The sequence below is a fragment of the Calothrix sp. CBUCES-K 9914 genome (assembly GCF_059640475.1).
Genome location: NZ_JBXXZH010000089.1, coordinates 1 through 23,966, shown reverse-complemented (window position 1 = coordinate 23,966; position 23,966 = coordinate 1). Strand labels below are relative to the sequence as shown.

Sequence of the window (23,966 nt, the reverse complement as noted above, 5' to 3'; positions counted from 1 at the left end):
ACTGAAATGTACCAGTTAAGTAGTATTAGAAAAAAGCTAGTTTTTCAAATAGAAATAATAATTACTTTTTTATTATTTTCCTACTACCTTAATCCAAATATTCCTCTTTCAGCAGTTCAAGCTTGGGCTCTATTTGGATTTGTTACAGTTCCAATTTTAATTCTTGGTTGCTGGAAACGATTCTTTTGGGTAGCATCTCTGGATATACCTTTGCTTTTGCTAATGTTATTAGTTCCAATTTCTGTCCTTTGGTCTACCACTCCAAACGACACTCTAAATTATAGTAGAGCGTTTTTATGTTCTACTACATTTGGTATTTACCTTGCCGCTCGTCATACACCCAAGGAGCTTATAAAAATACTGCTATATGTGTTTGCTATTACTATCTTTATTAACTTAGTAGCAGCTTTATTTGTGCCATCTTATGGAAGATTTGATGGAGGATGGGTAGGAATAAATCGTTACAAAAATTACTTAGCTGCTACGATGGTTATTGTTACCACTCTTTTTTTAGATGTTGGTATTTTTGTCAAAAAGAATCGTTGGTTAGCTCTAGTTGGGGCTGGACTAGGATTTTTTCTCTTAGTTATGTCAAGAGGAAAAGGAAGCTTAGGAATGTTTATAGGTTCGCTTGTTCTTTATCCACTTTATAAAGTCGTTAAACAAGAGTATAGACTTAGAACTATTCTTTCAATTGTTGCTATTATCCTTGGTATAGTCGTCATCATGACTACTTTGACTAACCTGGAATTTATAGTGGTTGACTTTTTGGGTAAGGATATGGGGTTTAACGGGCGTGGCCGACTGTGGACTTACTTAATTGAACGTGGTTTAGAGAAACCCTGGTTAGGTTATGGTTATGGTGGCTTCTGGAGTAATCCAGCGGAAGGTTTAGGTGTGGCTCTTAGGTTTCCCTGGATTAACGGCGCAGGACAAGGTGGTGGTAACTCTCATAGTAGTTATATGGAGATTTTTTTACAATTAGGTTTCTTGGGATTGTCATTAATGATTATTAGTTTAGTGACATATTTGTATCGAGTCGTTGTGTTACTTGGTTTAACGCGACAGCTAGAATTTTTTTGGATGCTCCAGTTGTTAGTTATTTTAATGTCTTTAAGTTACTCCGATACTATTGGGTTTCTCAGCTATCGTAATTTTTACTGGATTTTATATGTATCAAGTGCTTATTCATCAGCTATTCATTTGAAACGAATTGTTAAAACTCAAAATAGATTTATCAATATGCAATTTGAAAATGGTTTGTAATCAAGATAGTAGTTTTATTGTGTAAGTTTTTAGCACTTTACAAAATTATTTAGGTAATGAAAATACTGCACATTAGCACATATGACTTGGCAGGAGGCGCCGCTCGTGCTGCGTATCGCTTGCATCAAGGTCTACAAAGTATTGACGCTGATTCGCGCGTGCTGGTACAAGCTAAGTTTAGCGATGATAAAAATGTAGTTGAGCCAAAAACTAGCTTGCAAAAAACACTCGCAAAGTTAGGACACCCTCTAGATGCTATACCACCCAGATTTTATCGTCATGGTGTCCGCAATGAGTTTTCTACGCAGTGGGCGCCAGACCTAATTTTACCTAGAGTCGCTCAACTAAACCCAGATGTAATTAATTTACATTGGATTAACGAAAGTCACCTGAAAATTGAGACGATTGCTAAGTTTAACCGACCAGTAGTTTGGACTCTCCACGATATGTGGGCTTTTACTGGAGGATGTCATTATGACCAGGACTGCGGTCAGTATGTTAGCTCTTGTGGTAACTGTCCTCAGCTAAAAAGCAACAAAGATTCTGATTTATCGCGTTGGACGTGGCAAAGAAAATTTGTAGCTTGGAATACCCAATTGACGATTGTTACTCCCAGTGCATGGTTAGCAAAGTGTGCTGCTTCGAGTTCGCTGTTTAAAAATCGGCAAATCGAGATAATTCCTTATGGTCTTGATACTTATAAATACAAACCAATTAACCGCCAAGTTATAAGAGAGGTTCTTAACCTGCCTCAAGGCAAACTTTTAGTTTTGTTTGTAGCTGTTAATGCAACTAGCGCGCGTCGTAAGGGCTTTCATTTCCTCCAACCAGCTTTGCAATATTTATGCAAATCAGAATGGCAAGATAAAGTTGAACTAGTTGTCATTGGTTCGTCGCAACCAAATAACCAGGATAATTTAGGCTTTAAGACTCACTACTTGGGTAAACTAAGCGATGATATCTCGCTTGCACAAATCTATGCAGCAGTTGATGTGTTTGTAGCGCCATCGATTCAAGATAATTTGCCAAATACCGTATTAGAGGCTATGGCTTGTGGTACTCCCAGTGTTGCTTTCAATATTGGCGGAATGCCTGATATGATTGAACATCAAAAAAATGGTTATCTTGTTAAACCTTTTGAAATTAATGATTTAGCTCAAGGGATTGCTTGGGTTTTAGAAAACAAAGAGCGTCACCAAAAATTAGGCTTATTTGCACGTGAAAAAGTTGAACGGGAATTCAATTTAAAATTACAAGCCCAAAGATATATCTCTTTATTTAATAAACTTTTACCTGCATCTCAACAATAATCATGAAAGTATTAATATCAGCTTACGCATGTCTGCCAAATCGCGCTAGAGATGAAGGATTTGGCTGGTATTGTTCAACAGAACTTGCCAAGTTAGGTTACGAAATTTGGGTATTAACTCCTACATTTAATCAAACCAAAATTGAAGCAACTTTAGCAGATAACCCAGTTCCCAATTTGCATTTTGTCTATATTGAACATCCAGTTTGGTTCAATTATGTGATGTATCATATTTTTGGTAGAGATAGTAGTAATTATCACTACTTAGTTTGGCAGCGCGAAGCTTATAAAGTTGCACGAAAGCTTGATCAAGAGCATGACTTTGATTTGATTCATCATGCTACCATTGCTAGTTTGACTTGTGGAACATGGTTATGGCGCCTGAATAAACCGTTGATATTTGGTCCAGCTGGTGGTGGACAAGTTGCATCACCTGCTTTCAAAAAATATATTCAGAAAGGTTGGTATCTAGAAGGTATACGAACTTTTATTACTCAAAAATTGCTGCCACTTGCGCTTCCGCTACGCAAAACTATGAACAAAACCAGTCTGTTATTAGCAGCTAACAGCGATACAGTTGCTCTCGGTCGAAAGCTAGGTGTACAAGATATAGAACTTTTTTTAGATACCCATTTGCCTGAACATTACTTCAGTCAAGAGTTTCCAGTTAGAGAACAGAAGCAAGAATTATGCTTGCTTTGGGTTGGTCGTCTCTATCCTCGGAAAGCTTTGCTATTAGCTTTGGAAGCTCTTGCAGCATTGAATCCATCGATAAAAGCTAAATTAACTATTTTGGGTAGTGGTCCTCAAGATTGCTATGTACCTGGTTGGATAAAAGAACTAGGTTTAGAGGGTCGAGTTGAGCATTTAAGTCAAGCTTCTTGGGAAGAAGTAAAGAAAATGTATATTAATAGCGATGTCCTCTTGTTTACTAGTTTACGTGATACTTTTGGTTCACAGTTACTCGAAGCAATGGCTCAAGCTTTGCCAATCATTTGTTTAAATCATCATGGAGCGAAAGACTTTGTACCAAATAACGCAGCAATTAAAGTGTCTGTTAACAGTCCAAATGAAACTATTGCTGCGTTAGCCAAAGCAATTGAATACATGTATAACAACCCAGCGGAGCGTTTAGCAATGGGAAAAATTGGTTATGAGTTTGCAAAGTTGCAAACATGGGATAGGGTCGGAATCAAAATAGCTGGTTACTATGAAAATATTTTGGAAAAAAGATTACTATCTTCTAACGTTTTCAAGCCTTTTGTAGAAACGCTTTGAATTAGCATAATAAGGTAATTTGAATACTTACTCAAAAAAATTGTAAATTACAACTTAGTCAGAGCGATTTAAAAATCATGACATCAACAATAAATACTAATACAGGTATAATTCGACAAGTTATAACTAAAATATTAAATCTTTTCTGGAAGTTACTACGGAGAACATCGCGAGAACAAGTTATTTTACCTGTTTTTTTGAAATTTCTAAAGTTAAGAATTATTACTAATATAGAACTCCGCGAAAAAGATAATAAATATAACCCTATTCACTATGGTAATAATGAATATATTAAGACAGGCAGCAGTTATATTATTGGAAATATTCCATTCATGATTGAAGACAGGATGGATCAAGAGTTTAATTTGGTTAATCCTTGGATATCTGAGGTAAATAATGCTACCTTGGTTGGTTATCAAGCTGTAGGTTTTGATGAAGATAGTAATATTATTTCACCATCAACATTACCGCCGAAAGAACAATTAAATCATCGGTTTGAAGGAGGATTACCTCTAACTAGTTTATTTCTCAATAAACTGCCTAAAATTAAAACTTATGAATTAGATACAGCATGTTCAATAGTTAATTACTGGAGCAAAAATTATTATCACTGGCTCGTGGACTGTCTAGCACGTCTAGAAGGATTAGAATATTACGAACAAAAAACTGGTTCTAAACCTTTATTAATTATCAATAGTAAACCAACCTTGTGGCAACTTGAATCTCTAAAAATCTTAGGATATGAACCAACTGATTATATCGAATGGGATGGTTCGTGCGCTAAAGTTAAGAAACTTGTAGTTCCTAGTTTCCGGCGCCAAGGAGAATGGGTAGCACCTAGTGGCTTATACTGGCTTCGAGAACGTATATTAAGCAGTTTACCTGAAAATACCAATAAAACCTTTTATTCACAAAATATATATGTATCGCGCGCGCAAGCTTCAGGTCGTCGGGTCACGAATGAAGATGAAGTTTTAGACTTTTTAAGACCATTAGGTTTTGAGAGCTATAGTTTAGAGAAAATGAGCTTTACAGAGCAAGTCAGATTATTTTCATCAGCAAAAAACATTATTTGTCCTCATGGAGCAGGCTTGACGAATATTATATTTTCGCCGAAGCATTTAAAAGTTGTTGAGTTGATTACTCCTTGGGTTAGTTCTGGCTACTTTGTTCCTGCAGAAATACTTGGTTTTAAACATGCTTGTTTGGAATGCCATCAATCTTATATGCAAAAACTTCGGCGAACAAGAGGAGACATGACGGTTGATGTTGCAAAATTGAAAAAACTTATTGAGCATCAAGGATTATAACTATGAAAATTCTTCAAGTTCACAATGCGTATCAACATGCAGGTGGTGAAGAGGTAGTGGTTGATGCAGAGTATAAAATGCTTAAGCACTATGGTCATGAAGTTGAGCAGTGGATAGTCAAGAACTCTAACCTCGACAATGCCAATTTTATAACAAAAGCAAAAATTGGATTACAGTCAATTTGGTCTTCCGAATCTTATATTCAAGCTTGTGATTATTTAGAACAATTTCATCCTGATGTAGTTCATGTCCACAATACAATTCCTCTAATTTCACCGTCAGTATATGCTGCATGCCATGATTTGAATATTCCTGTAGTTCATACACTACATAACTATAAACTTATTTGCCCTGGAGCTTATCTTTATCGCGATGGCAAGATTTGTGAAGACTGTATTGGAAAAGCGATTCCATATCCTAGCATTATACATAGTTGTTATCGTGGTAGTCGCGCTCAAACAGCACTTGCGGTTGCCGGTTTAACAACAAATAAAGCGCTTAACACTTATCAAGATGTAGATATTTATATTGCGCTGACAAGATTTGCCCGAAAGAAATTTATTGAAGCTGGCCTACCAGCAGAGAAAATAGCAGTCAAACCAAATTTCGTCAGTTCGGATATTCAAGTCGGCGCCCATCTAGGTAAATATGCACTATACGTTGGCAAATTAGTAGAGTATAAAGGCATCGAAACGCTTCTTAATGCTTGGCATCTTTTAGGAGAAGATATTCCTCTCAAAATTGCAGGTCAAGGACGGTTAGAAATATTACTAAAAAGCAGTTTACCCAATAATGTAGAGTATTTGGGAGTATTGCCTAGGAATGAGATATTGGAACTGATGCAGAATGCCAGCGTTCTGATTGTTCCTTCTGAATGGTATGAACCGTTTGGAATGGTAATCACTGAAGCTTTTGCAACTGGTTTACCTGTTATTGCTAGTCGTTTTGGTGGTATTACTGAACTCGTCAAAGAAGGATTATCCGGTTGGCTTTTTAACCCGCAAAATCCAGAAGATTTAGCTTGTACAGTCAAACAAGCTTGGTCAGATACAGTTGAACTCCGGCGCCGAGGTGTGATGGCTCGCAAACAGTACGAAAATTACTTTTCACTTGAGAAAAACCATCAAATGATAAGCAGTATTTACGAAACTGCTATTGCTTGGAATAACAGTAGTAATTATGCACCTGTTTTTTAAATTAAAATATCTATATTACACATGAAAATCTCAATTGTTACACCTGTCTATAACGCAGAAAAAACCATCGAGCGAACTATTCAAAGCGTTCTGAATCAAAAGATTGATTCAGAACTAGAATACATTATTATTGATGGTGCATCTACCGATAAAACGTTAGATATTATCAACCGCTACTCAACACATATTCGCGTTATATCAGAAAAAGATAAAGGTGTATATGACGCAATGAATAAAGGAATTTCTTTAGCCACAGGTGATGCTATAGGAATTATTAATTCTGACGATTGGTATAATAACGGTGCCTTAAAAGCTGTTGAACAAGCTTTCACAAATAACCCCGATGTTTCGGTAGTTCATTCTCCTGTTAATAATTATCTAGCGGGAAAATGCTTAAGTACATTTCAACCAGGTGATTTAGAAAAACTAGTGTTTAAAATCACTGTTGCACACCCAAGCTGTTTTGTTAAACGAGAACTATATAATCAAATTAGTAGTTTTGATTTAAGCTATTCAATTGCTGCTGATTATGATTTTATTTTTAGAGCTTATATTTCCGGTGCCAAGTTTCTTAAAGTAGATTTTCCGCTTGCTTCTTTCTCACTGGACGGAATGAGTAGTAAATTGAGTAACAAAATCAAGCTCATACACGAAAGTAAGCGAGTAGGTTGTCAATTTGCTAGACAAAAATCGCTCCAGCTAGCACTAGAACATCAAAAGTTTTATCAAAACTGGTACATAAGAGAATTTGCTACTTTACCTTTGAAATATTTTGACCCATTTATTGCAATTAAAATCAAGGGATATTTAAGAGGTAAAATTGGAAATCTTTTATCAGATAAATATGGTGCTTGGTAATCATTTATATTTTTTATCAATATCAGTAATCACTGAGAGGTATCTGTATGAGAGAAGCGGTTAAACATCCAGCTTTTAGTGAAGTACATCTGTTAGGAACAAAATTTAGTAGGCTAAATGTTAAACAACTGATTGAATTCATTGTTAGTCAAGCTAAACATAACCAAAAGACGATTGTCAGTAACGTAAATGTACGGGCAATGAATTTTGCTTATGAATTACCTTGGTATAGAAACTTCATCAATAAGTCTGATGTTGTTTTCTGCGATGGTTTTGGTGTATTACTAGGCGCCAAAATGTGTGGACATTGCCTTAACTCATCACATCGTATGACTTGCCCTGACTATATAGAAAATCTAGCTTCCTCATGTGAGCAAGCGAACGTTTCGCTATTCTTGCTTGCAGGTAAACCTGGTGTAGCTGACAAAGCTGTCAAAAAACTTAAAGCTATTGCACCCAATCTCAGAATTGATTCACATCATGGTTATTTTGACAAGTCTGGCGAAGAAAACGAATTGGTAATCGAATATATCAATAAGTTTAAGCCTGATGTACTGTATATAGGCTTTGGTATGCCTGTACAGGAATATTGGATTCTAAACAATCTAGAACGAGTTGATGCAAAAGTATTTCTACCATTAGGCGCCTGCCTTGATTTTTATACAGGCGCCTTATACCGAGGACCACGTTGGATGACTGACCAAGGACTTGAGTGGTTAACACGATTCTTCACTGAACCCCAGCGTTTGTGGGAGCGTTACGTAGTTGGCAATCCCCTGTTTTTCTACCGCGTCATACGCTCACAAACAGCAAAACTTTTTAGACGCTCCAAACCACCGATCTATTAAGTTGTCAATAGTAACGGTAATGTGTGTTCTGACAAATGCTTGAGAGTATGGGCTGCGGACGTAGTAGTGGTAAGTCGTATCGGATTCAACTGAACATGCAAAATAACAAATAGTGTGAAAATTATGGTATCCAAGTCGTTATCGGTTATTGGTATTAAGCCAGATTTAAGGTCAGCTAAAGGCGCCCAAATTCAGCGAGGATTTGCTGTCAGATTACTTCGAGTATTTACATTAGTGCTTTTAGATACTGTATCGTTAGCTTCCGCATGGAAGTTAGCTATATATTTTGGTACTCCAATTCAATCACCGTGGACACAAGAAGTATCTTTTCTCCTACTGAACGTCACTGTTGCACTTACCATATTTGTCACGTCAAGTTTATACAAGGCAGGTGTAAATCGTCGTAATTACACGCGCGTTATTAAAGCCATTTCGCTATCTTCCATGCTGCTGCTTCTAATTGGCTTTCTTTACGCTCCCGAAGTATATGTCTCGCGCTCGATTTTCCTACTCTCTTGGCTATTATCTGTAATCTTTATCTGCGCTTCTCGTTTTCTCTTTGATAGCAGCACAAAACTTCTCCGGAACAAAGGTGCCGTGCGTCATGCTATCTTCCTAATTACAGATTTAGAGGAACAGCAAGAGCAAGTTAGTTTGATTGAAGAAGAAAATTGCTACACAATTCAAGGTGTTGCTGATTCCAGTTGTCTTGACTTAGCTAATCGCGAACAAACGTTTTTGTATTTACGCGAACTCGGTGTAGTGGAAACTTTTGTATCTTGGAGTTCTATCAAAGACCGCTTGTACGTTTGCTGGCACTTTTACACTGCTGGCATCACAATTCGTATACTCCCAAGCAAGCGCGAAATTTATCATCCCAAATCTCAAATCTGGATGCTTGGCGACCTTCCTTGTCTAACTATTCCAGCGCCTATCCTCACAGGTAGTGATTTTTGGGTAAAAAGAATCTTTGACCTTGTTTGTTCAAGCATCCTATTACTTTCTTTCTCACCTCTTTACCTAACTATTGCTCTACTCATTAAACTAGACTCACAAGGGCCAATCTTCTTTAAACAAGACCGAGTTGGACTACACAGTAAAAAGTTTAAAATCTGGAAGTTCCGAACAATGGTGACGAATGCAGAAAAGTTACAAGCTGCACTCGAAGCGAAAAACGAAATCAAAGATGGTGTACTGTTTAAACTAAAAGATGACCCGCGCGTTACTAAGGTCGGTAAGTTTCTACGTCGCTACAGTCTTGATGAGTTACCACAATTATTTAATGTTGTACTTGGCGAAATGAGTCTTGTTGGTCCACGTCCACTCCCCCTACGCGACGTAGAACGTTTCAAGAAAATGCACTTTATCCGCCAAGATGTGCTTCCTGGTATTACTGGTTTATGGCAAGTATCCGGACGTTCGGATATAGAAAATTTTGAAGAGGGAGTGAAATTGGATATCAGTTATATTGAAAATTGGTCGGTATGGCTTGATTTAAAAATTTTGTTCAAGACTGTTGGTGTTGTCTTGAATAAGACTGGCGCCTATTAATTTTCAAAAATTCTATCAACTATCTTGTGGAATGGGCATCCTTGCCCGTCCTAATATACACGTTGTGGGCAGGCGGGACGCCTACCCTACAATATAATTTTGGATATTTCTGTGTTTGGAAGTCTGTGTTAAAAAGTTAACAATCTACATTGTAATTATAGCTATTATTTATAATTGACCTGCTGTATCCGGTGCCACTATTTCACCAGTACCAAGTTCAAGTATCATGTCTTGGTCTGTAATTAATTCGCTTAGTTCTTTGACTTGTAAATTCATATCTTCGCAAGCGTGACGTAAGTCTCTGGCAAATTCGTTAAGATTATCGCCATAACCGCATTGCCTTGCTGCGGTTTCTATTCCCTGTTTTGCATTTGCACGCGCGCAATCCACTAATTCAGTGCCTTTCAACCTTTCTAAAGATGCCATAGCTATTTCCTTTTTGTATTTTGTTTGTATTTTGCCACTTAGATTAAAGTAACAATTACTATTTATAAAGTCTTCCTTCTTATGGTTGAAATATTGACAACATTAGTGTTAGATAAATTAACCTTTGTGTAGAGTTGATCCCCCCTAGCTCCCCATAATAAGGCTACCGTGTACACATAAATCTCCTTTACCCTGAAGGGTGAGAGGATTATAAATTCGGGATTTTTTTGAGATGTGTGTACACCGTAGATAATAAGGGGGGATCCAACTACCCATTAATGACTTCGCCACCATTTGGGTGTAGTATTTGACCTGAAATATACGAAGAGTCGTCCGAGGCTAAAAATACATAGCTTGGCGCCACTTTTTCGGGTTGTCCTGGTCGCTGCATTGGTACTTGCTTACCAAAACTGGCTACTTTATCTTCGGGGAATGTTGCGGGAATTAATGGTGTCCATATTGGGCCGGGTGCTACACCGTTGACGCGAATGCCTTTTTCTACTAGGCTTTGTGATAGCGAACGGGTGAAAGCTACAATCGCACCTTTGGTAGATGAATAATCTAGTAATTGCTGATTGCCTTTGTAGGCAGTAACTGAAGTTGTGTTGATGATTGTACTACCTTCATGTAAGTGCTTGAGCGCGGCTTTGGTCAAGAAGAACATTGAGAATATATTGGTGCGGAAAGTTCTTTCTAACTGTTCTTCGGTTATATCTTCGATACTTTCTTGCGGGTGCTGTTCGGCTGCGTTGTTAACTAATATATCTAGCTTGCCTAACTCGTCTACTACTTGTTGAACGGCAGAAAGGCAAAATGACTCGGAGCCAATATCACCCGCTATTGTAACCGCACGTCCACCGTATTTCTCTACAAGATGCTTTGTTTCTTTCGCATCTTCGTGTTCGTTTAAGTAAAGAATTGCTACGTTGGCGCCTTCTTTGGCAAAGGCTATTGCTACCGCACGTCCGATACCACTATCGGCGCCTGTAATTAACGCGACTTTATTATCCAACTTACCACTACCGCGATATTTAGAATCATCGGCTTGAGGTTTTGGGGTCATCTGCGCTTCAGACCCTGGTAGCTCTTGAGACTGCGGTGGCTGTAATTGTTCTTGCGGCATAATGATAAATGAAAATATCTATTTATTTGAAACCAATACTAAACCTTGGATTGATTACTCTCCCCAAGGTTAAAAAAAGTGTGTGTTCCATTTTCCATTGCCAGTTATCGCTGGTACTATCGAATAACTAAGGTAATAATGCTTTTCACCCACTCACACGAAAAGCTGTACCCTTACAACCCAACAACGGTTATTCACGAACGCAAACCCTTTGTAATTGAGGTTTGTTCGTAAATGTATATTTAAAATATAAACTGTGTTTTACGGTAATTAATCGCTCTTTTGATATAAACAAATAAAAAAATATCATAGCTAATATCAACCTTGAGGCATAACCTCACCCTAACCCCTCTCCCAAGAACTGAGGAGAATATCAAAAGTGCTTCTTTAGAGTAATTGCGAACGTCAAATAATTACTCCAAATTTAAGATATATATTTTAGAAATAATAAACATCTACGCCCAAAGTAGGCATATACCTACGTGTCAAGCGTATGATGGAAGTAAATGAGGCATAACTACAATGCAAACCTTTGATAGTTCGCATGTGATAGACCAGGTTGATGCGTTCTGTAACCTGCAACTAACTTTACGTGACCGTTGGAAAACCATCGAGTTATTTGACAACAGCGATGCTGATATTGTCGTCATTCCCTCGCTAAGTATTGACCAACGCGAACTCATAAAAATCGAAGGTTGTGAACATTATGAAGAACGATTATTATTCTCGTTAATTAGGTTAAGAAATCCTCGGACAAGATTAATTTATGTAACTTCAATGCCATTGCATCCGAGCGTTATTGATTATTACCTACAGTTATTACCGGGAATTCCTTTTTCCCACGCGCGTAACCGTCTTTTACTCCTATCTACTTATGACTCATCGCAAAAGCCCTTAAGCCAGAAAATTTTAGAACGTCCCCGTTTGCTTGAGCGGATTCGTCAAGCTTTGCGATTAAATAAATCATTCATAACGTGCTATAATGCCACCGAGTTAGAGGCTGAATTATCTATTAAATTGAGTGTGCCTTTATATGCTCCTGCCCCAAACCTTCAAATATGGGGAACCAAAAGTGGCAGCAGGCAAGTTTTTGCAGAAGCGAATGTTCCTCATCCTGACGGTAGCCCTTTAGTTAAAACTGTAGATGAATTAGCCGTTTGTGCTGCCGAGCTATGGGAACGTCAACCCACCCTCAAACGTATGGTCGTCAAACTCAACGAAGGTATTTCTGGAGAAGGTAATGCGCTTCTAGACTTGCGACCAATATCTTCTAATATTGTGCCACCTAACGGTACACACTCAGAACGGGTTGCTGCCATTAAAGAAAATTTTCCACTGTTGCGTTTCCAAGCAAGTCAGGAAAGTTGGGAGAATTTTTCTGTTCGTATTGGAGAACTTGGCGCCATTGTTGAAGCTTTTGTAGAAGGAGAAATCAAACGTTCTCCTAGTGTTCAAGGACGCATTACTCCCAGTGGGGATGTGGAAATTTTATCTACCCACGACCAAATATTGGGTGGACCCGATGGGCAAATTTACTTAGGTTGTAAATTTCCTGCTGATGAGGCATATCGGTTACGTTTACAGCAGTTAGGTTTAAAAGTTGGTAAAAATTTAGCAGAAAAAGGCGCCTTGGAACGTTTCGGTGTTGACTTTATCACCGTTCAGAAAGAAAATGGCGAGTGGGATATTGAAGCGATTGAAATTAACTTGCGAAAAGGCGGCACTACCCACCCCTTCATGACTTTAAAACTACTAACGAACGGTCGTTATAATACTTCAACTGGCTTATTTTACAGTCAACAAGGGCGCCCAAAATATTATATTGCCACAGACAACCTGCAAAAAGACCGTTATAAAGGACTATTACCCAACGACTTGATGGATATTATCGCCCATCACCGATTACATTTTGACTCTGGTACTGAAACAGGAACAGTATTCCATTTAATGGGTTGCCTATCACAATTTGGTAAATTAGGCTTAACAAGTATTGGTGACTCGTTGCAAGAAGCTGAAGATATTTATAATAAAGTCACCAAAGTTTTGGATGCAGAAAGCAGTAGTAAAAATCAAGACTTTTCTGCTATCTCAGAATACACCCTGCCAATTTCTTGGGAAGAAGGTTAAATTTCTTGTGGGTCATCTTGTGGGTCAGGCATCCCTGCCTGACCACTGCACAGGCAAGGATGCCTGTGCTACAATTGCGCCAAACTTGATTTTAAGTGTTTTGCTAGTACTTGTACATGAGGTTCCAAGACACATGTGTAATGATTACCTGGAACATCAACAATTTTTATGTCTTCCGCTTCCATAATAGTGAAAAATTCCACCCATACGAGAGTTGGGTCAGGCGCCATAATATGCTTCTCTTTTGCTCTAAATACTGTGACTTTTCCTGAATATGGCTGTTTCACATAGGAATAAGTGGCTTTTAGCGTTCCCACTAACACATCGACGATGCGTCGGTTTTGTTGGCTTTGATTTGATGGCGGTAATATCTTTGCTTCTACTGCCTTGTCTAATATATAGTTAATTTGTTCGTCAGCATTCAAGTGCTTAATTTCATCTGGTGTTATTAAGTTGTCCTGACCCGACATTCCACCAAAATACCTCGAAAGGGCGCCAACTAAATAAGGAGCGTCAATTTTCTTCTTTTTATCCAAGAGTATTGGGACATATGAATCTATAATCGCTAATAAAGCAACTTCGTGTCCTTGTTTTTGTAGTTGCTGCGCCATTTCATACGCTACAACTCCCCCAAATGACCACCCTCCAATATAATATGGACCATTCGGCTGGAGTTTCTGGATTTCTTGGACATACAAACTAGCCATATCCAAGACGCGCGTTAAAGGTTCTTCTCCATTAAACCCTTGTGCTTGTAAACCATAAAACGGTTGGTTGTTACCTAGATACTGCGCTAATTTCAAGTAGCTCATTACATGACCACCTGCGGGATGTACGCAGAAAAAGGGCGGCTTATTACCTTTTGGTTGTAGCGGAATTAGGAGGGATTTATCAAAAGTATCTGTAGTATTGAGCAGGTATGCAAATCCTTCAATAGTAGGATTTGTGAGGACTGCCGACAAGGGTAATTCTTTATTAAATTGTTGCCCAATTGCAGCGATTAAGAATATTGCTGATAGAGAACTTCCACCAATTTCAAAGAAGTTATCTTTTACACCTACTGGCTGAATGTTTAAAATCTCTGACCAGATTAAAGCCAGTCTTTTTTCGGTATCATTACGCGGTGCGATAAATTGATTGTGTTGGCTAAAGTTAGAAAGTGTTGGCTTTGGCAACGCGCGACGGTCTACTTTTCCACTAGGAGTTAGGGGTAATGCCTCTAATATCACAAAAGCTACGGGTATCATATAATCTGGTAGCTTCTGTTTGAGAAAATCACGCAACGTGCTTGGAGTTGGTTCTTGATTACTAGTAATATAAGCTACTATGTGTATTTCTGATGATTGGTCAGAACGGGTAATGACAGTTGCTTCTCGTACTTGAGGATGAGCGGATAGGGCGTTTTCAATTTCCCCTAGTTCAATACGGAAACCCCGAATTTTTACTTGATTGTCGATTCTACTAATGTATTCAATAGTGCCATTATGTAAATAACGAGCTAAGTCTCCAGTTTTGTAAAAGCAGGAACCGGGTAATAAAGGATTAGCAATAAACCGTTCGGCTGTTAGTTCGGGACGGTTAAGATAACCGCGCGCAACTCCTGCACCACCTATATATAATTCACCAATAACTCCTACAGGAACTGGTTGGAAATACTCGTCTAATATATAGATTTGTGTGTTGGCAATGGGACGACCGATGGGAACTAAAGCGTGAGATAATTTCTCAGTGTCTACTTTACAAACAGTTGACCAAATAGTAGTTTCAGTTGGTCCATATAAATTCCAGACCCCGGCGCCAAGTTTTAGTAACTGCTGCGCTAAGTCACTCGTCAAACCTTCGCCACCGCACAAAATTTTCAATTGCTTAGAACCACTCCATCCGGCTGCAAGTAACATTCGCCAACTAGCTGGGGTGGCTTGCATGATTGTAGCACCTGTAGTATCGAGTAACTCCATAAGGCGCCTGCCATCACTTGCTATTTCTCGGCTAGCTAATACTACTTTGGCGCCAGTTATTAAAGGTAGATATAACTCTAAACCAGCAATGTCAAATGAGACTGTAGTAACTGCCAAAACTACGTCTGATTTATTAATACCGGGTTCATGCTGCATCGACTTTAAGAAATTGACGACACCGCTGTGAAGAACTTCCACTCCTTTCGGCTTACCAGTTGAACCAGAAGTATAGATAACATAAGCCAGATTTGCTGCTGTTGCAGATGATGTAGGATTATCTTTACTGCAAGCAGCAATATTTTCTCGGTGTGTAGCTAAACAAACTACTTTCCTTTCATTATCAGGAAATAAATTTTGATTATCAGTCAGCAATACTGGCGCCTGAGAATCGGATAATATTAATTCTAAACGTTCTTGTGGATAACCTGGGTCTAAAGGTAGGTAAGCGGCGCCTGCTTTGAGGATACCCAAAAGTCCTACTAACATTTCTAAAGAACGCTCGACGCAAATGCCGACCTTAACTTCTGGTTTTACTCCCAGTGTTTGTAAATAGTGTGCGAGTTGATTCGCACGTTGATTTAATTCACGATAAGTAAGTTGTGAGCCAGCAAAATAAACTGCAACCGCGTCTGGTGTTCGCTCTACCTGTGCTTCAATTAATTGGTGGAGAGTTATAGAATCATAATCGCTTTCAGTAGCATTCCACTCAACCAGTATTTTTTCAAGTTCGCTCTCACTCAATAATGACAACTGAGCAACTGACTGTTCTGGATTTGATACAATACTTTGAAGTAAGTTCTGAAAATGTTCGCTTAACTGAGTGATGGTCGCTGCATCTAAGAGATTGGCGTTGTATTTAAAATTACAAAGGAATGAATCAGAAGTTTGTGTGACTTCTAGGCTCAAATCAAATTCTAGACCTTTTTGATCCCCCCAACCCCCCTTAATAAGGGTAGCTCTAGGTGAGTGTTGATGATGGTAAGTAAATAAAGTTTGGCAAATTGGTGAGTGAGTGGAATTAGACTCTGATTGTAGTTGTTTTACTAATGAAGCGAAGGGATAATCTTGATAGTCGCTTATTTCTAAAACTCTATGACTAACTTTCTTTAGAAAGTTTTCAAAGGAAGTGTTTTCTGATATTACATCTCGTGATACAACTATGTTAGCCCTGCTTTGCACTTTTTCCAATTCTGGTCTATCACGCTTCGTTAGTTGCAACCCAACAAGAATATCTTTCTCATTCGTGTAACGGTAAAGTAGAACTTTAAATGCTGCTAAAATAAGGTTCTCAATGCTGACACTTTCACTATTTGCTAGTTGTTGTAGTAAGAAACTTAGTTTATTGTTGATTGCAAAAGTATAAGAGGAGCAATTGTAAGTTTTTATCGTAGAGCGAGGTACACTCGTGGGAAATTCAAGTAAAGGTAATTCTCCAGATAAGTTTTTTCCCCAATATTCTTTAAGTTCTGAGATCGGAAATGATGCTGTCATGTTGAATAATTTATTCCTATCTAATTACGCGAAGAAACCCGGTTTCTTGTTCATCATATATAATACCAATAAAAAAACCGCGTTCCTACCTCCTAATGCGTAAGAGATTTTCAAAAAATTAATTCTCTCGGAGTATGTAATAGGCGCCATTATGTGCATTTTCATTTTTACTGGCGCCGATGCCATCCCAGGTTGTAGAGACGCGATTGTAGAGACGCGATTAATCGCGTCTCTACGTGAATATATTTTTACAATTACTGTACGACCTGGTATGGATATCGGCTATATTATAAAGTTTAATGGGTCGATTAAATTTGGTAACTTAAAAAATCAGGTAAAAAATGTCTAACACTACTAGAGAAGATTCGATGACAATACAGAAACTTATTGCCATCATGATCTTATTTTACTTAATTCAAACTTACGGATGTTATCCAGGGCTTTTCGGTCTTCCACTAACCATTTATCTCAAAGATAACCTAGGACTTTCACCAGCGCAGTTAGCATCCTTTAGCACTCTAATTTTCACACCCTGGTTAATTAGACCAGTTTATGGAATCATTGCAGATGCTGTTTCATTGTTTGGCTATCAATTCAAAAGCTACTTTTTTATCTGTTATGGGCTAGCGCTTACTGCGTTGCTAGGATTAAGTCGATTTCAAGTTAATACATATTCTTTACTAGCAGTCGGTCTCATTTTTGTCAATATATTTATAGCCTTTAGCGACGTGATGACAGATAAAATAATGGTCGTTCAAGGCACAATTATCAACAATACGGCTCTGTTACAGGCAGTTCAATGGACAGCTCTAAGTTTTGGTCAAGCCCTAATGTATTATATCGGCGGCTGGCTTGCTAAAAATTCTAATCTATCAATGGCGTTTCTACTCACTGCAATGGTTCCATTGATTGGTTTATTTGCTACCTTTATATTGCTTGGTGATGAAAAAAAACAACGAAAAAATGTTTCAGTTCAAAGTAATCTGAAAGCTATTTGGTCAGCTGTAAAGTCGCGCAATTTTCTCGCTGTTTTGGGCTTTATTGCTTGCCTTCAGTTTACTCTCATCCCACCACTGGTAAATTACATTGTCTATTACTATAAGGATGTTTTGAAGTTTGACCCTCAATTTATTGGTCTTTTAGGTACATTTGAAGCTTTGGCTAATGGTGTAGGCGCCCTCGTTTTCGGCATTTTTGCCATTAGGATTTCCCGAAGGCTGCTGCTAAATTTAGCAATTGGGTTAACTACTATCTCGACAATTGCTTTACTATTTATACACAATACACAGAGCGCTATCTTGGTTAGTATATTTTTTGGATTTTTTTCTATGATAGCCCTGCTGGGTGTCTTAGAAATTGCAGCAAGGTCTTGTCCTGTTGGTGCAGAAGGTGCAACCTACGCAATGCTAATGTCTGTATATCAACTAGTTAGACAACCTGGGCCCATTTTAGGAGGTTATTTATACAGCAGGGGAGTGAGTGTTTCTATTCTTGTTATTATCAGTGCTGCATTTACTATGCTTTGCTGGTTTCTCATTCCTCTACTTAAATTACAGCGAGAAGCATCACCGTCATCATCGTAGCATAGGCGTCCCACCTGTGCATTTAGCATCGGTCAGGCGGGACGCCTAACCTACGGTGGCTGGTTTCATATTGCGAATGTTACACATGTTTCCAAAAGCAGTGAGTATCTTACGCCCTTGCTTGGTATTTAATCTACTATGAGCAACCTGTAAATTATCGATTATCAGAATATCTCCTTGCTTCCATCGAAATATTACTGCATTTTCCCACTCAGCTCTCCCCAATTCTTTTGCCTCTGCTTCTGTCATATCAACATATTCACCGTCACTATTCACAAAATAAGCATCAAGCGTACTAGTGCTTTTTTGCGAACCATCTACAACCGTTGCTGCTGTTGTCAATTTTTGCTGAAAGTTTTTGTACAGAGAAGCTGGTAGCCAATTATAGTACAGTCTTTTATTTAATGGATACCGTTGACTAATGTTTCGATACCATTCTCTACTTACTAAACAATCAACAATGCTAAGACAAAAGCAAAGTCTACTCGTTCTGGGGTGACTAAATAAGGTGATGTAGGAACATTCAAAATTTACAGAGCCATTTTCTTCCCAGTTAAAATCAAACCCTTGTTCTGTAAGAAGTTTAGTAATTTCTTCTCGTGATAGTCCCTCGAAAACTAATTCTAAAAGATGTTCGGGAACATGCCGTACAAATCGCTGAGGAAGGTTGGAAATTTTGTGCTGCAAACCAGGTGATAAGCTCTGAAATAACTTTTCTGTATTTATAATTGGAGTCTCACCATATAACTCTGACTCGACTTGGCAGAAGAAAGCTAGTATGTTGGGGCGCCAAGGAACCATATTCAATTCATTGTGAGGAGCAATAATTGTATCTGGTGGAGCTTCTGATGATGTGAAAACTTTATCGGTTATGCGTACCCGATGAGCGCTGCCGAAGTGATAAACGGACTCTAGTTGGATATTTAGTCGCTCTAAAACTTCTTGATATTGATTCCCATTTTTAATTTCAAAGCCTCGAAATAAAACGGCGCCATATATATCTATTTGTTCGTTAAACCAGGTGCCATTTTCATTAACCAAATGCATCAAACCGGGGAAGGATTTATCCTTAACTGGTTCTATAACTAGAGGTAGATGTTTTTCGCGACTTACAAAGGTTTTTTCGTCATCTCGCAAAAACCGTAATTTGATGTCAGAGGAAATCGAAACTGGAAGATTTTGCATTATATTCTAACTAACTAACTAAGCAGTGCATAAATATAATAATAATAATAATTTGTAGGTAGGGCATAGCCCCACTTACACTAAACTGGTTCAGTTATTTTAATAGCAGATTGGCTAGTTGAAGTTATACATACCCCTAATAGAATTACAGTAAAACTCACTAATGTAACCCAACTCGGACTTTCGGAAAAAATAATCCAAGCTTCTTGGGTGCTAAGAACGGGAACAAACAAGTCGCACAACGAAACAAATCCTGAAGATAACTTATGAAGGGAAAAAGCATAAAGCCCTAACCCTAATATTTGGCATAACAATGCTAGTGAAATTACGTAAAACCACTCACTTAACGAGCTAGGGAAAATTTTATTCTCAGTAAATATAACAATGGGGAAAAGTAAGACGGTGCCAATTGCAGAACACCAAGTCATAATAACTACTGGACTTAATTTGGTTCGCAGTTGCTCAACGAGAAGTGGGTATAAACCCAAAAAAACGGCTGATAGTATTGCCGCCAAATCTCCTTGGAGTTTCTCGTCACTGCCAGATGACAAGTCCTTGTATGCTAAAAGGCAAGCTCCTGCTATCGCTACGAGCATACCACTAAGGAATCTACCGTCAAACCGCTTACCCCAAATTAGCCATCCCCCTACTACCGTAAATAATGGCGCTAAGTTGTGCATGAGCGTTGAGTTTGCAACGCTGGTATGACCTAAAGACCAAGCCCATAAAAGAAGAGTAGCGACCATCACGACCCCTACTCCTACCAAAAGCAAAATTTCCCTGACTGTGTAACTATGTCGTATTTCGGGTATACTACCAGCCAGTTGCCGACGCGCGGCTGTAAACTGATTCCAAAGTATAAAGGCGAGAGTAGAAATCCAGAAACGGTTAAAAATCGTGGCGTTTGGTCCAAGTTCACCTTCACTCAAGCGAATTAGAATTGGCGAAAAAGATAGAGCGACTAAGCTAAGTACTAAGGAAGCAAATGCTACCGAAGTTGGTGATGCGAATAACTTTTCGAGTGGGGATTTGAGTTTAACCTTGAGCATTTATTTGTAATTAGAACATTAAATGTATTTGTGTTCCCAGCTACTTTTTCGCCTTTTGTGGTTGAAAGTGTCTTATGTAACAATTATGACACTTTTTTGATATCCATATATAAAGGAGGCATAAATCTATCAATGGAAATAATTAATTATGTTTACACTAATTTGCGAAAAAAAAATCATATCAGACCTAAAATCGTGTCAGGATATGTTATCCCGCTTCTGCGAAAGAACATATCCAAACAAAAGGGCAGCCCAAGAAATTTAGCACTTGCTAAATTCCATTATTGTCAGGCTAGTTCCCGTGTGAATGACTTTTTCGAGTTTAAAGCCGCTACTTTCAAATAACTCTTTATATTCTTGTTCTGTGCGCCAATACCCCCCAGGATTTGTCACCATCATTTGAACTGCGGCAAGAGCTGGGATAGTTCCATCTGGATATTCTACAGGCGCCCCACGAGGTGGAACAAGTGTTTGTAGAAGTACCACCTTACCTTGTTCTGGAAGAGCCTGTCTACACCGAGTTATGACTTGACGCGCGTCTTCAACACTGAACACAGAGAGAAAATACTTCATAACAATAGCAGAAGCACCCTTTGGTATCTCCTTTAAGGCATTACCACCAATAACTTGCACATCATCTTTATCAATTCCCTGACTTGCGAGAAAAGCCGGAGCTGTGGCAACCTCGTGTGGTAGATCGAATAATATACCTTTACATCCGAAATTCTTGACAATATGGGCGATGAGTGTACCTTGATTACCTCCAACGTCCATAACAGTATCAAACTGACCAAAGTTGTAAAACTCAAACAGCGAATCAACTGCCTGATTAGTTAAAAAGCTCATGGAATTGTTGAAAAGCTCTCTACTATCAGGGTTTTCCGTCATAAAGAACTCGTAGAAATTCTTGCCATGTGCCCTCTCAAAAGGGACTTCTCCTGTTTTTATGGAATTACTTAATTCTTTCCAAGCATCCCACATAGGCGGTTCTGTAATATGCAACAGAAAATGTCCAAGAGTTGGCTCTCCTTTATTCGTTATTAACTGTTCTGAGAGTTCTGTTGCTGCAAATACACGTCCTTGCTTTTCTAAAAACACACCCAAATGAGCTAAAGCACGGAGAAGAACGTAGAGGGGTTCTACTTTTGTAGAAGTTTCTTTTGCTATCGTTTCCACAGTCATTGGTCCAGACTGTAACAGGTTTGGTATGCCTAAATTTGTAGCCGCATAAAGGCACTGACTTTGCCAGTAACCATAGATCATCTTAGCAAGCCGATTAGATGCTGAATTCGTTCCTAACAATTCAATTTCTCCGTGTCAAGATTTTATACTACTGTACTTTTTATTTACAATTGAGTAAATTTCGTAGAATTTCGTAGAATTTCGTTGTAAGGACTTCAGTCCTTAACCGGAAATTTAAAATTTTGTAACGATTATAGCTCAAAATACTTAACAATAGTTAATGAATGACAGTTCGCGTTACCCTGTGTTTAGTACAATCAACTAAGCCAGTGTCTTATTAAACGGTTGTGTCCCAGGTCAATAATAGTGCGATTCATTGTATAAACCCTGAGTGTTCGCGTCCCTATCCGCAACCTTGGAGTAATAAGTATTGCAATAGTTGTGGCTCTAATCTACAGCTACTCGATCGTTATGTGCCATTACAACCATTAGGTTCTGGCGGTTTTGCTCAAATTTACACGGTTTGGGATACTCTCACACAAACTGAGAAAGTGCTAAAAATCTTAATCGAAGATTCAGCCAAAGCACTCGAACTGTTTGTTCAAGAAGCTGAAATACTATGCCATCTCGAACATCCCGGAGTTCCAACTGTTGACGTTTGCGGGCATTTTCAGGTTGAGTTTTCACACCCGAAACCTCGCAAACTGTCATGCTTGGTGATGGAAAAAATCAACGGGTTGACGCTGGAGGAAATTCAAAAGCATTATCCGCAAGGTTGTCCACAAGTATTAGTACTCAATTGGCTCCTTCAAGCTATTGATATCCTCAACCACCTGCATCAGCGCAAAATTATCCATCGCGATATCAAACCCTCTAATATGATGCTGCGAAGATCGTCTTCGTTTTCGCGCGGTGCAGCGCGCGGAGATCAGCTAGTTTTAATCGACTTTGGTGGAGTCAAGCAGGTTAGTTCCGCGATGCTTCGGTTTCCCAACCGTTCAACGCGGTTATTTTCGTCGGGTTATAGTCCCCCTGAACAGCTAACAGGTACTAACGTTGGACCCCAAGCAGATTTTTACGCTCTCGGTCGAACGATGATAGAATTGCTCACCGCTCGAAACCCGGCAGATTTGGAAGACCCTATGACAGGAGAACTACGTTGGCGCCATTTAGTTGACGTTAAACCCAAATTGGCTGATTTACTCGAAGAAATGGTCAAAACAGACGTGCGTTCTCGTCCCACGTCAGCTACGGCAATTCAAAAAAGAATCGCCAGTATGTCCCATGCGGCGCCAGCATTATCAGTATTTTCGACTGTTGGACAAAACGTTCAGAAAACATTTACTAAAATTACGCATCAAGTTAATAACACCACGTCACCATTATCTAACTTTTGGCAACAGTTAAAAGGTGCAAGCGTGCAAATGACGACTGCATTCGCACAAGCTACCTCTCAAACATTACTTTTTACAGTTAAAACATTCATTAATACTATTCTTGCTTGTCTCAGTACCACTTGGGCAATGCTAAACGCTGGGATTGGCGCCAGTATTGGTACAATCGTCGGTTTACTAGTCGCCAATAATACGATTTGGGGAAAACAACTTGCAGCGTATGTAGCTAACCAACTACCTGGAGTTCTAGATAATACAAATATATCTGTAGCAGGTTCAGAAATAATCTTATTTGCAGTTGCTGGTTTAGGAACAGCCTGGGCATTAACAATTAGTGGAGCATTTGGACAAAAGCGGCGTTTCATTATCGCTTCAATAATGAGTATTAGTGGCTACAGTTTAGCATGGGTAATATTTGCAGCGATGGCTAAACCACTTGCAGGCGATATTGTGCCAAAAGCTACGGGTGAAGGATTAATGGGACTGATATTAATTGCAGTTTCCTTCCTAACTCTTGGTTTAGGGCTACGTAGTCATCATCTTGTTCATGCCCTAATTAGTGCGTTTGGTTCTGCCTTGACCTTCGCCTTACTTATAAATCTTGGTATTTTATCGCCCAACGTCTTCAACTTTCTACTCTCACAAGAAGCCTATACGCTGGTGCCGAAAGTTATCTTCTTCAGTTTTATAGGAGTTTTCACCAGCTTCTACCTAGCTGTAAGTCATTACCTAATAGTTCCTTGGTTAAAAGTTTTAGGGTGGAAGTAAAGAGTGCTGAGTGCTGAGTGCTGAGTGCTGAGTGCTGAGTGCTGAGTGCTGAGTGCTGAGTGCT

The 23,966-nt window shown here is 38.8% G+C and carries 18 protein-coding genes; 12 read left to right on the top strand and 6 right to left on the bottom strand.

Annotation, left to right across the window (positions count from 1 at the left end):
• The first annotated feature begins 6 nt into the window (after positions 1-6).
• From AC2JBO_RS20345 to AC2JBO_RS20310, 8 genes are all read left to right on the top strand, one after another.
• The gene (locus tag AC2JBO_RS20345) at positions 7-1,266 is read left to right on the top strand and encodes an O-antigen ligase family protein (protein WP_496955472.1); all 1,260 of its coding nucleotides are present in this window, start codon (positions 7-9) and stop codon (positions 1,264-1,266) included.
• Positions 1,267-1,322: 56 nt separating this feature from the next.
• Positions 1,323-2,576 carry a glycosyltransferase family 4 protein gene (locus tag AC2JBO_RS20340; protein ID WP_496955471.1) on the top strand — a complete coding sequence of 418 codons (1,254 nt, stop codon included), beginning with the start codon at positions 1,323-1,325 and terminating at the stop codon, positions 2,574-2,576.
• 2 nt (positions 2,577-2,578) lie between these two features.
• Positions 2,579-3,853 (top strand): glycosyltransferase family 4 protein, encoded by a 1,275-nt coding sequence (locus AC2JBO_RS20335; RefSeq protein ID WP_496955470.1) that lies wholly within the window; start codon positions 2,579-2,581, stop codon positions 3,851-3,853.
• Between the two features lie 77 nt (positions 3,854-3,930).
• On the top strand, positions 3,931-5,163 hold the full coding sequence (locus AC2JBO_RS20330) for a glycosyltransferase family 61 protein (protein WP_496955469.1): 1,233 nt from the start codon (positions 3,931-3,933) through the stop codon (positions 5,161-5,163).
• A 2-nt stretch (positions 5,164-5,165) separates the two neighbouring features.
• Complete coding sequence (locus AC2JBO_RS20325; RefSeq protein WP_496955468.1) at positions 5,166-6,359, top strand: glycosyltransferase; 1,194 nt, start codon at positions 5,166-5,168, stop codon at positions 6,357-6,359.
• Positions 6,360-6,380: 21 nt separating this feature from the next.
• Entirely contained in the window at positions 6,381-7,217 is an 837-nt protein-coding gene (locus tag AC2JBO_RS20320) for a glycosyltransferase family 2 protein (RefSeq protein ID WP_496955467.1), read from the top strand.
• A 47-nt stretch (positions 7,218-7,264) separates the two neighbouring features.
• A complete protein-coding gene (locus AC2JBO_RS20315; protein ID WP_496955466.1) occupies positions 7,265-8,065 on the top strand; it encodes a WecB/TagA/CpsF family glycosyltransferase in 801 nt (266 codons plus the stop codon).
• Between the two features lie 123 nt (positions 8,066-8,188).
• The gene (locus AC2JBO_RS20310; RefSeq protein ID WP_496955465.1) at positions 8,189-9,616 is read left to right on the top strand and encodes a sugar transferase; all 1,428 of its coding nucleotides are present in this window, start codon (positions 8,189-8,191) and stop codon (positions 9,614-9,616) included.
• A 168-nt stretch (positions 9,617-9,784) separates the two neighbouring features.
• Here AC2JBO_RS20310 and AC2JBO_RS20305 read toward each other — a convergent pair whose 3' ends face one another.
• Positions 9,785-10,042 (bottom strand): hypothetical protein, encoded by a 258-nt coding sequence (locus AC2JBO_RS20305; protein ID WP_496955464.1) that lies wholly within the window; start codon positions 10,040-10,042, stop codon positions 9,785-9,787.
• A gap of 268 nt (positions 10,043-10,310) precedes the next feature.
• Positions 10,311-11,165 (bottom strand): SDR family oxidoreductase, encoded by an 855-nt coding sequence (locus AC2JBO_RS20300; RefSeq protein WP_496955463.1) that lies wholly within the window; start codon positions 11,163-11,165, stop codon positions 10,311-10,313.
• A 522-nt stretch (positions 11,166-11,687) separates the two neighbouring features.
• On the opposite strand from AC2JBO_RS20300, the gene AC2JBO_RS20295 reads away from it, so the two are divergent.
• Positions 11,688-13,292: a peptide ligase PGM1-related protein gene (locus AC2JBO_RS20295; protein WP_496955462.1), complete on the top strand. Its 1,605-nt coding sequence runs from the start codon at positions 11,688-11,690 to the stop codon at positions 13,290-13,292.
• 68 nt (positions 13,293-13,360) lie between these two features.
• On the opposite strand, the gene AC2JBO_RS20290 is transcribed toward AC2JBO_RS20295, so the two are convergent.
• Positions 13,361-16,741 (bottom strand): amino acid adenylation domain-containing protein, encoded by a 3,381-nt coding sequence (locus AC2JBO_RS20290; RefSeq protein ID WP_496955461.1) that lies wholly within the window; start codon positions 16,739-16,741, stop codon positions 13,361-13,363.
• A 151-nt stretch (positions 16,742-16,892) separates the two neighbouring features.
• Between AC2JBO_RS20290 and AC2JBO_RS20285 the strand changes: the two genes are divergently transcribed.
• Entirely contained in the window at positions 16,893-17,090 is a 198-nt protein-coding gene (locus tag AC2JBO_RS20285; protein ID WP_496955460.1) for a hypothetical protein, read from the top strand.
• A gap of 19 nt (positions 17,091-17,109) precedes the next feature.
• Positions 17,110-18,324, top strand: a complete 1,215-nt coding sequence (locus tag AC2JBO_RS20280; RefSeq protein WP_496955459.1) for an MFS transporter — start codon at positions 17,110-17,112, stop codon at positions 18,322-18,324.
• 45 nt (positions 18,325-18,369) lie between these two features.
• Here the strand turns inward: AC2JBO_RS20280 and AC2JBO_RS20275 are convergent, their stop codons facing one another.
• The 3 genes from AC2JBO_RS20275 to AC2JBO_RS20265 all read right to left on the bottom strand — a co-directional run bounded on the left by AC2JBO_RS20275 (position 18,370) and on the right by AC2JBO_RS20265 (position 21,860).
• Positions 18,370-19,509, bottom strand: a complete 1,140-nt coding sequence (locus AC2JBO_RS20275; protein WP_496955458.1) for a TauD/TfdA family dioxygenase — start codon at positions 19,507-19,509, stop codon at positions 18,370-18,372.
• Between the two features lie 80 nt (positions 19,510-19,589).
• A complete protein-coding gene (locus tag AC2JBO_RS20270) occupies positions 19,590-20,558 on the bottom strand; it encodes a DMT family transporter (RefSeq protein ID WP_496955457.1) in 969 nt (322 codons plus the stop codon).
• A 261-nt stretch (positions 20,559-20,819) separates the two neighbouring features.
• A complete protein-coding gene (locus AC2JBO_RS20265) occupies positions 20,820-21,860 on the bottom strand; it encodes a methyltransferase (RefSeq protein WP_496955456.1) in 1,041 nt (346 codons plus the stop codon).
• Between the two features lie 227 nt (positions 21,861-22,087).
• Between AC2JBO_RS20265 and AC2JBO_RS20260 the strand changes: the two genes are divergently transcribed.
• Positions 22,088-23,902, top strand: coding sequence for a serine/threonine protein kinase (locus AC2JBO_RS20260; protein ID WP_496955455.1), 1,815 nt, complete (start codon positions 22,088-22,090; stop codon positions 23,900-23,902).
• Positions 23,903-23,966 lie beyond the last annotated feature (64 nt).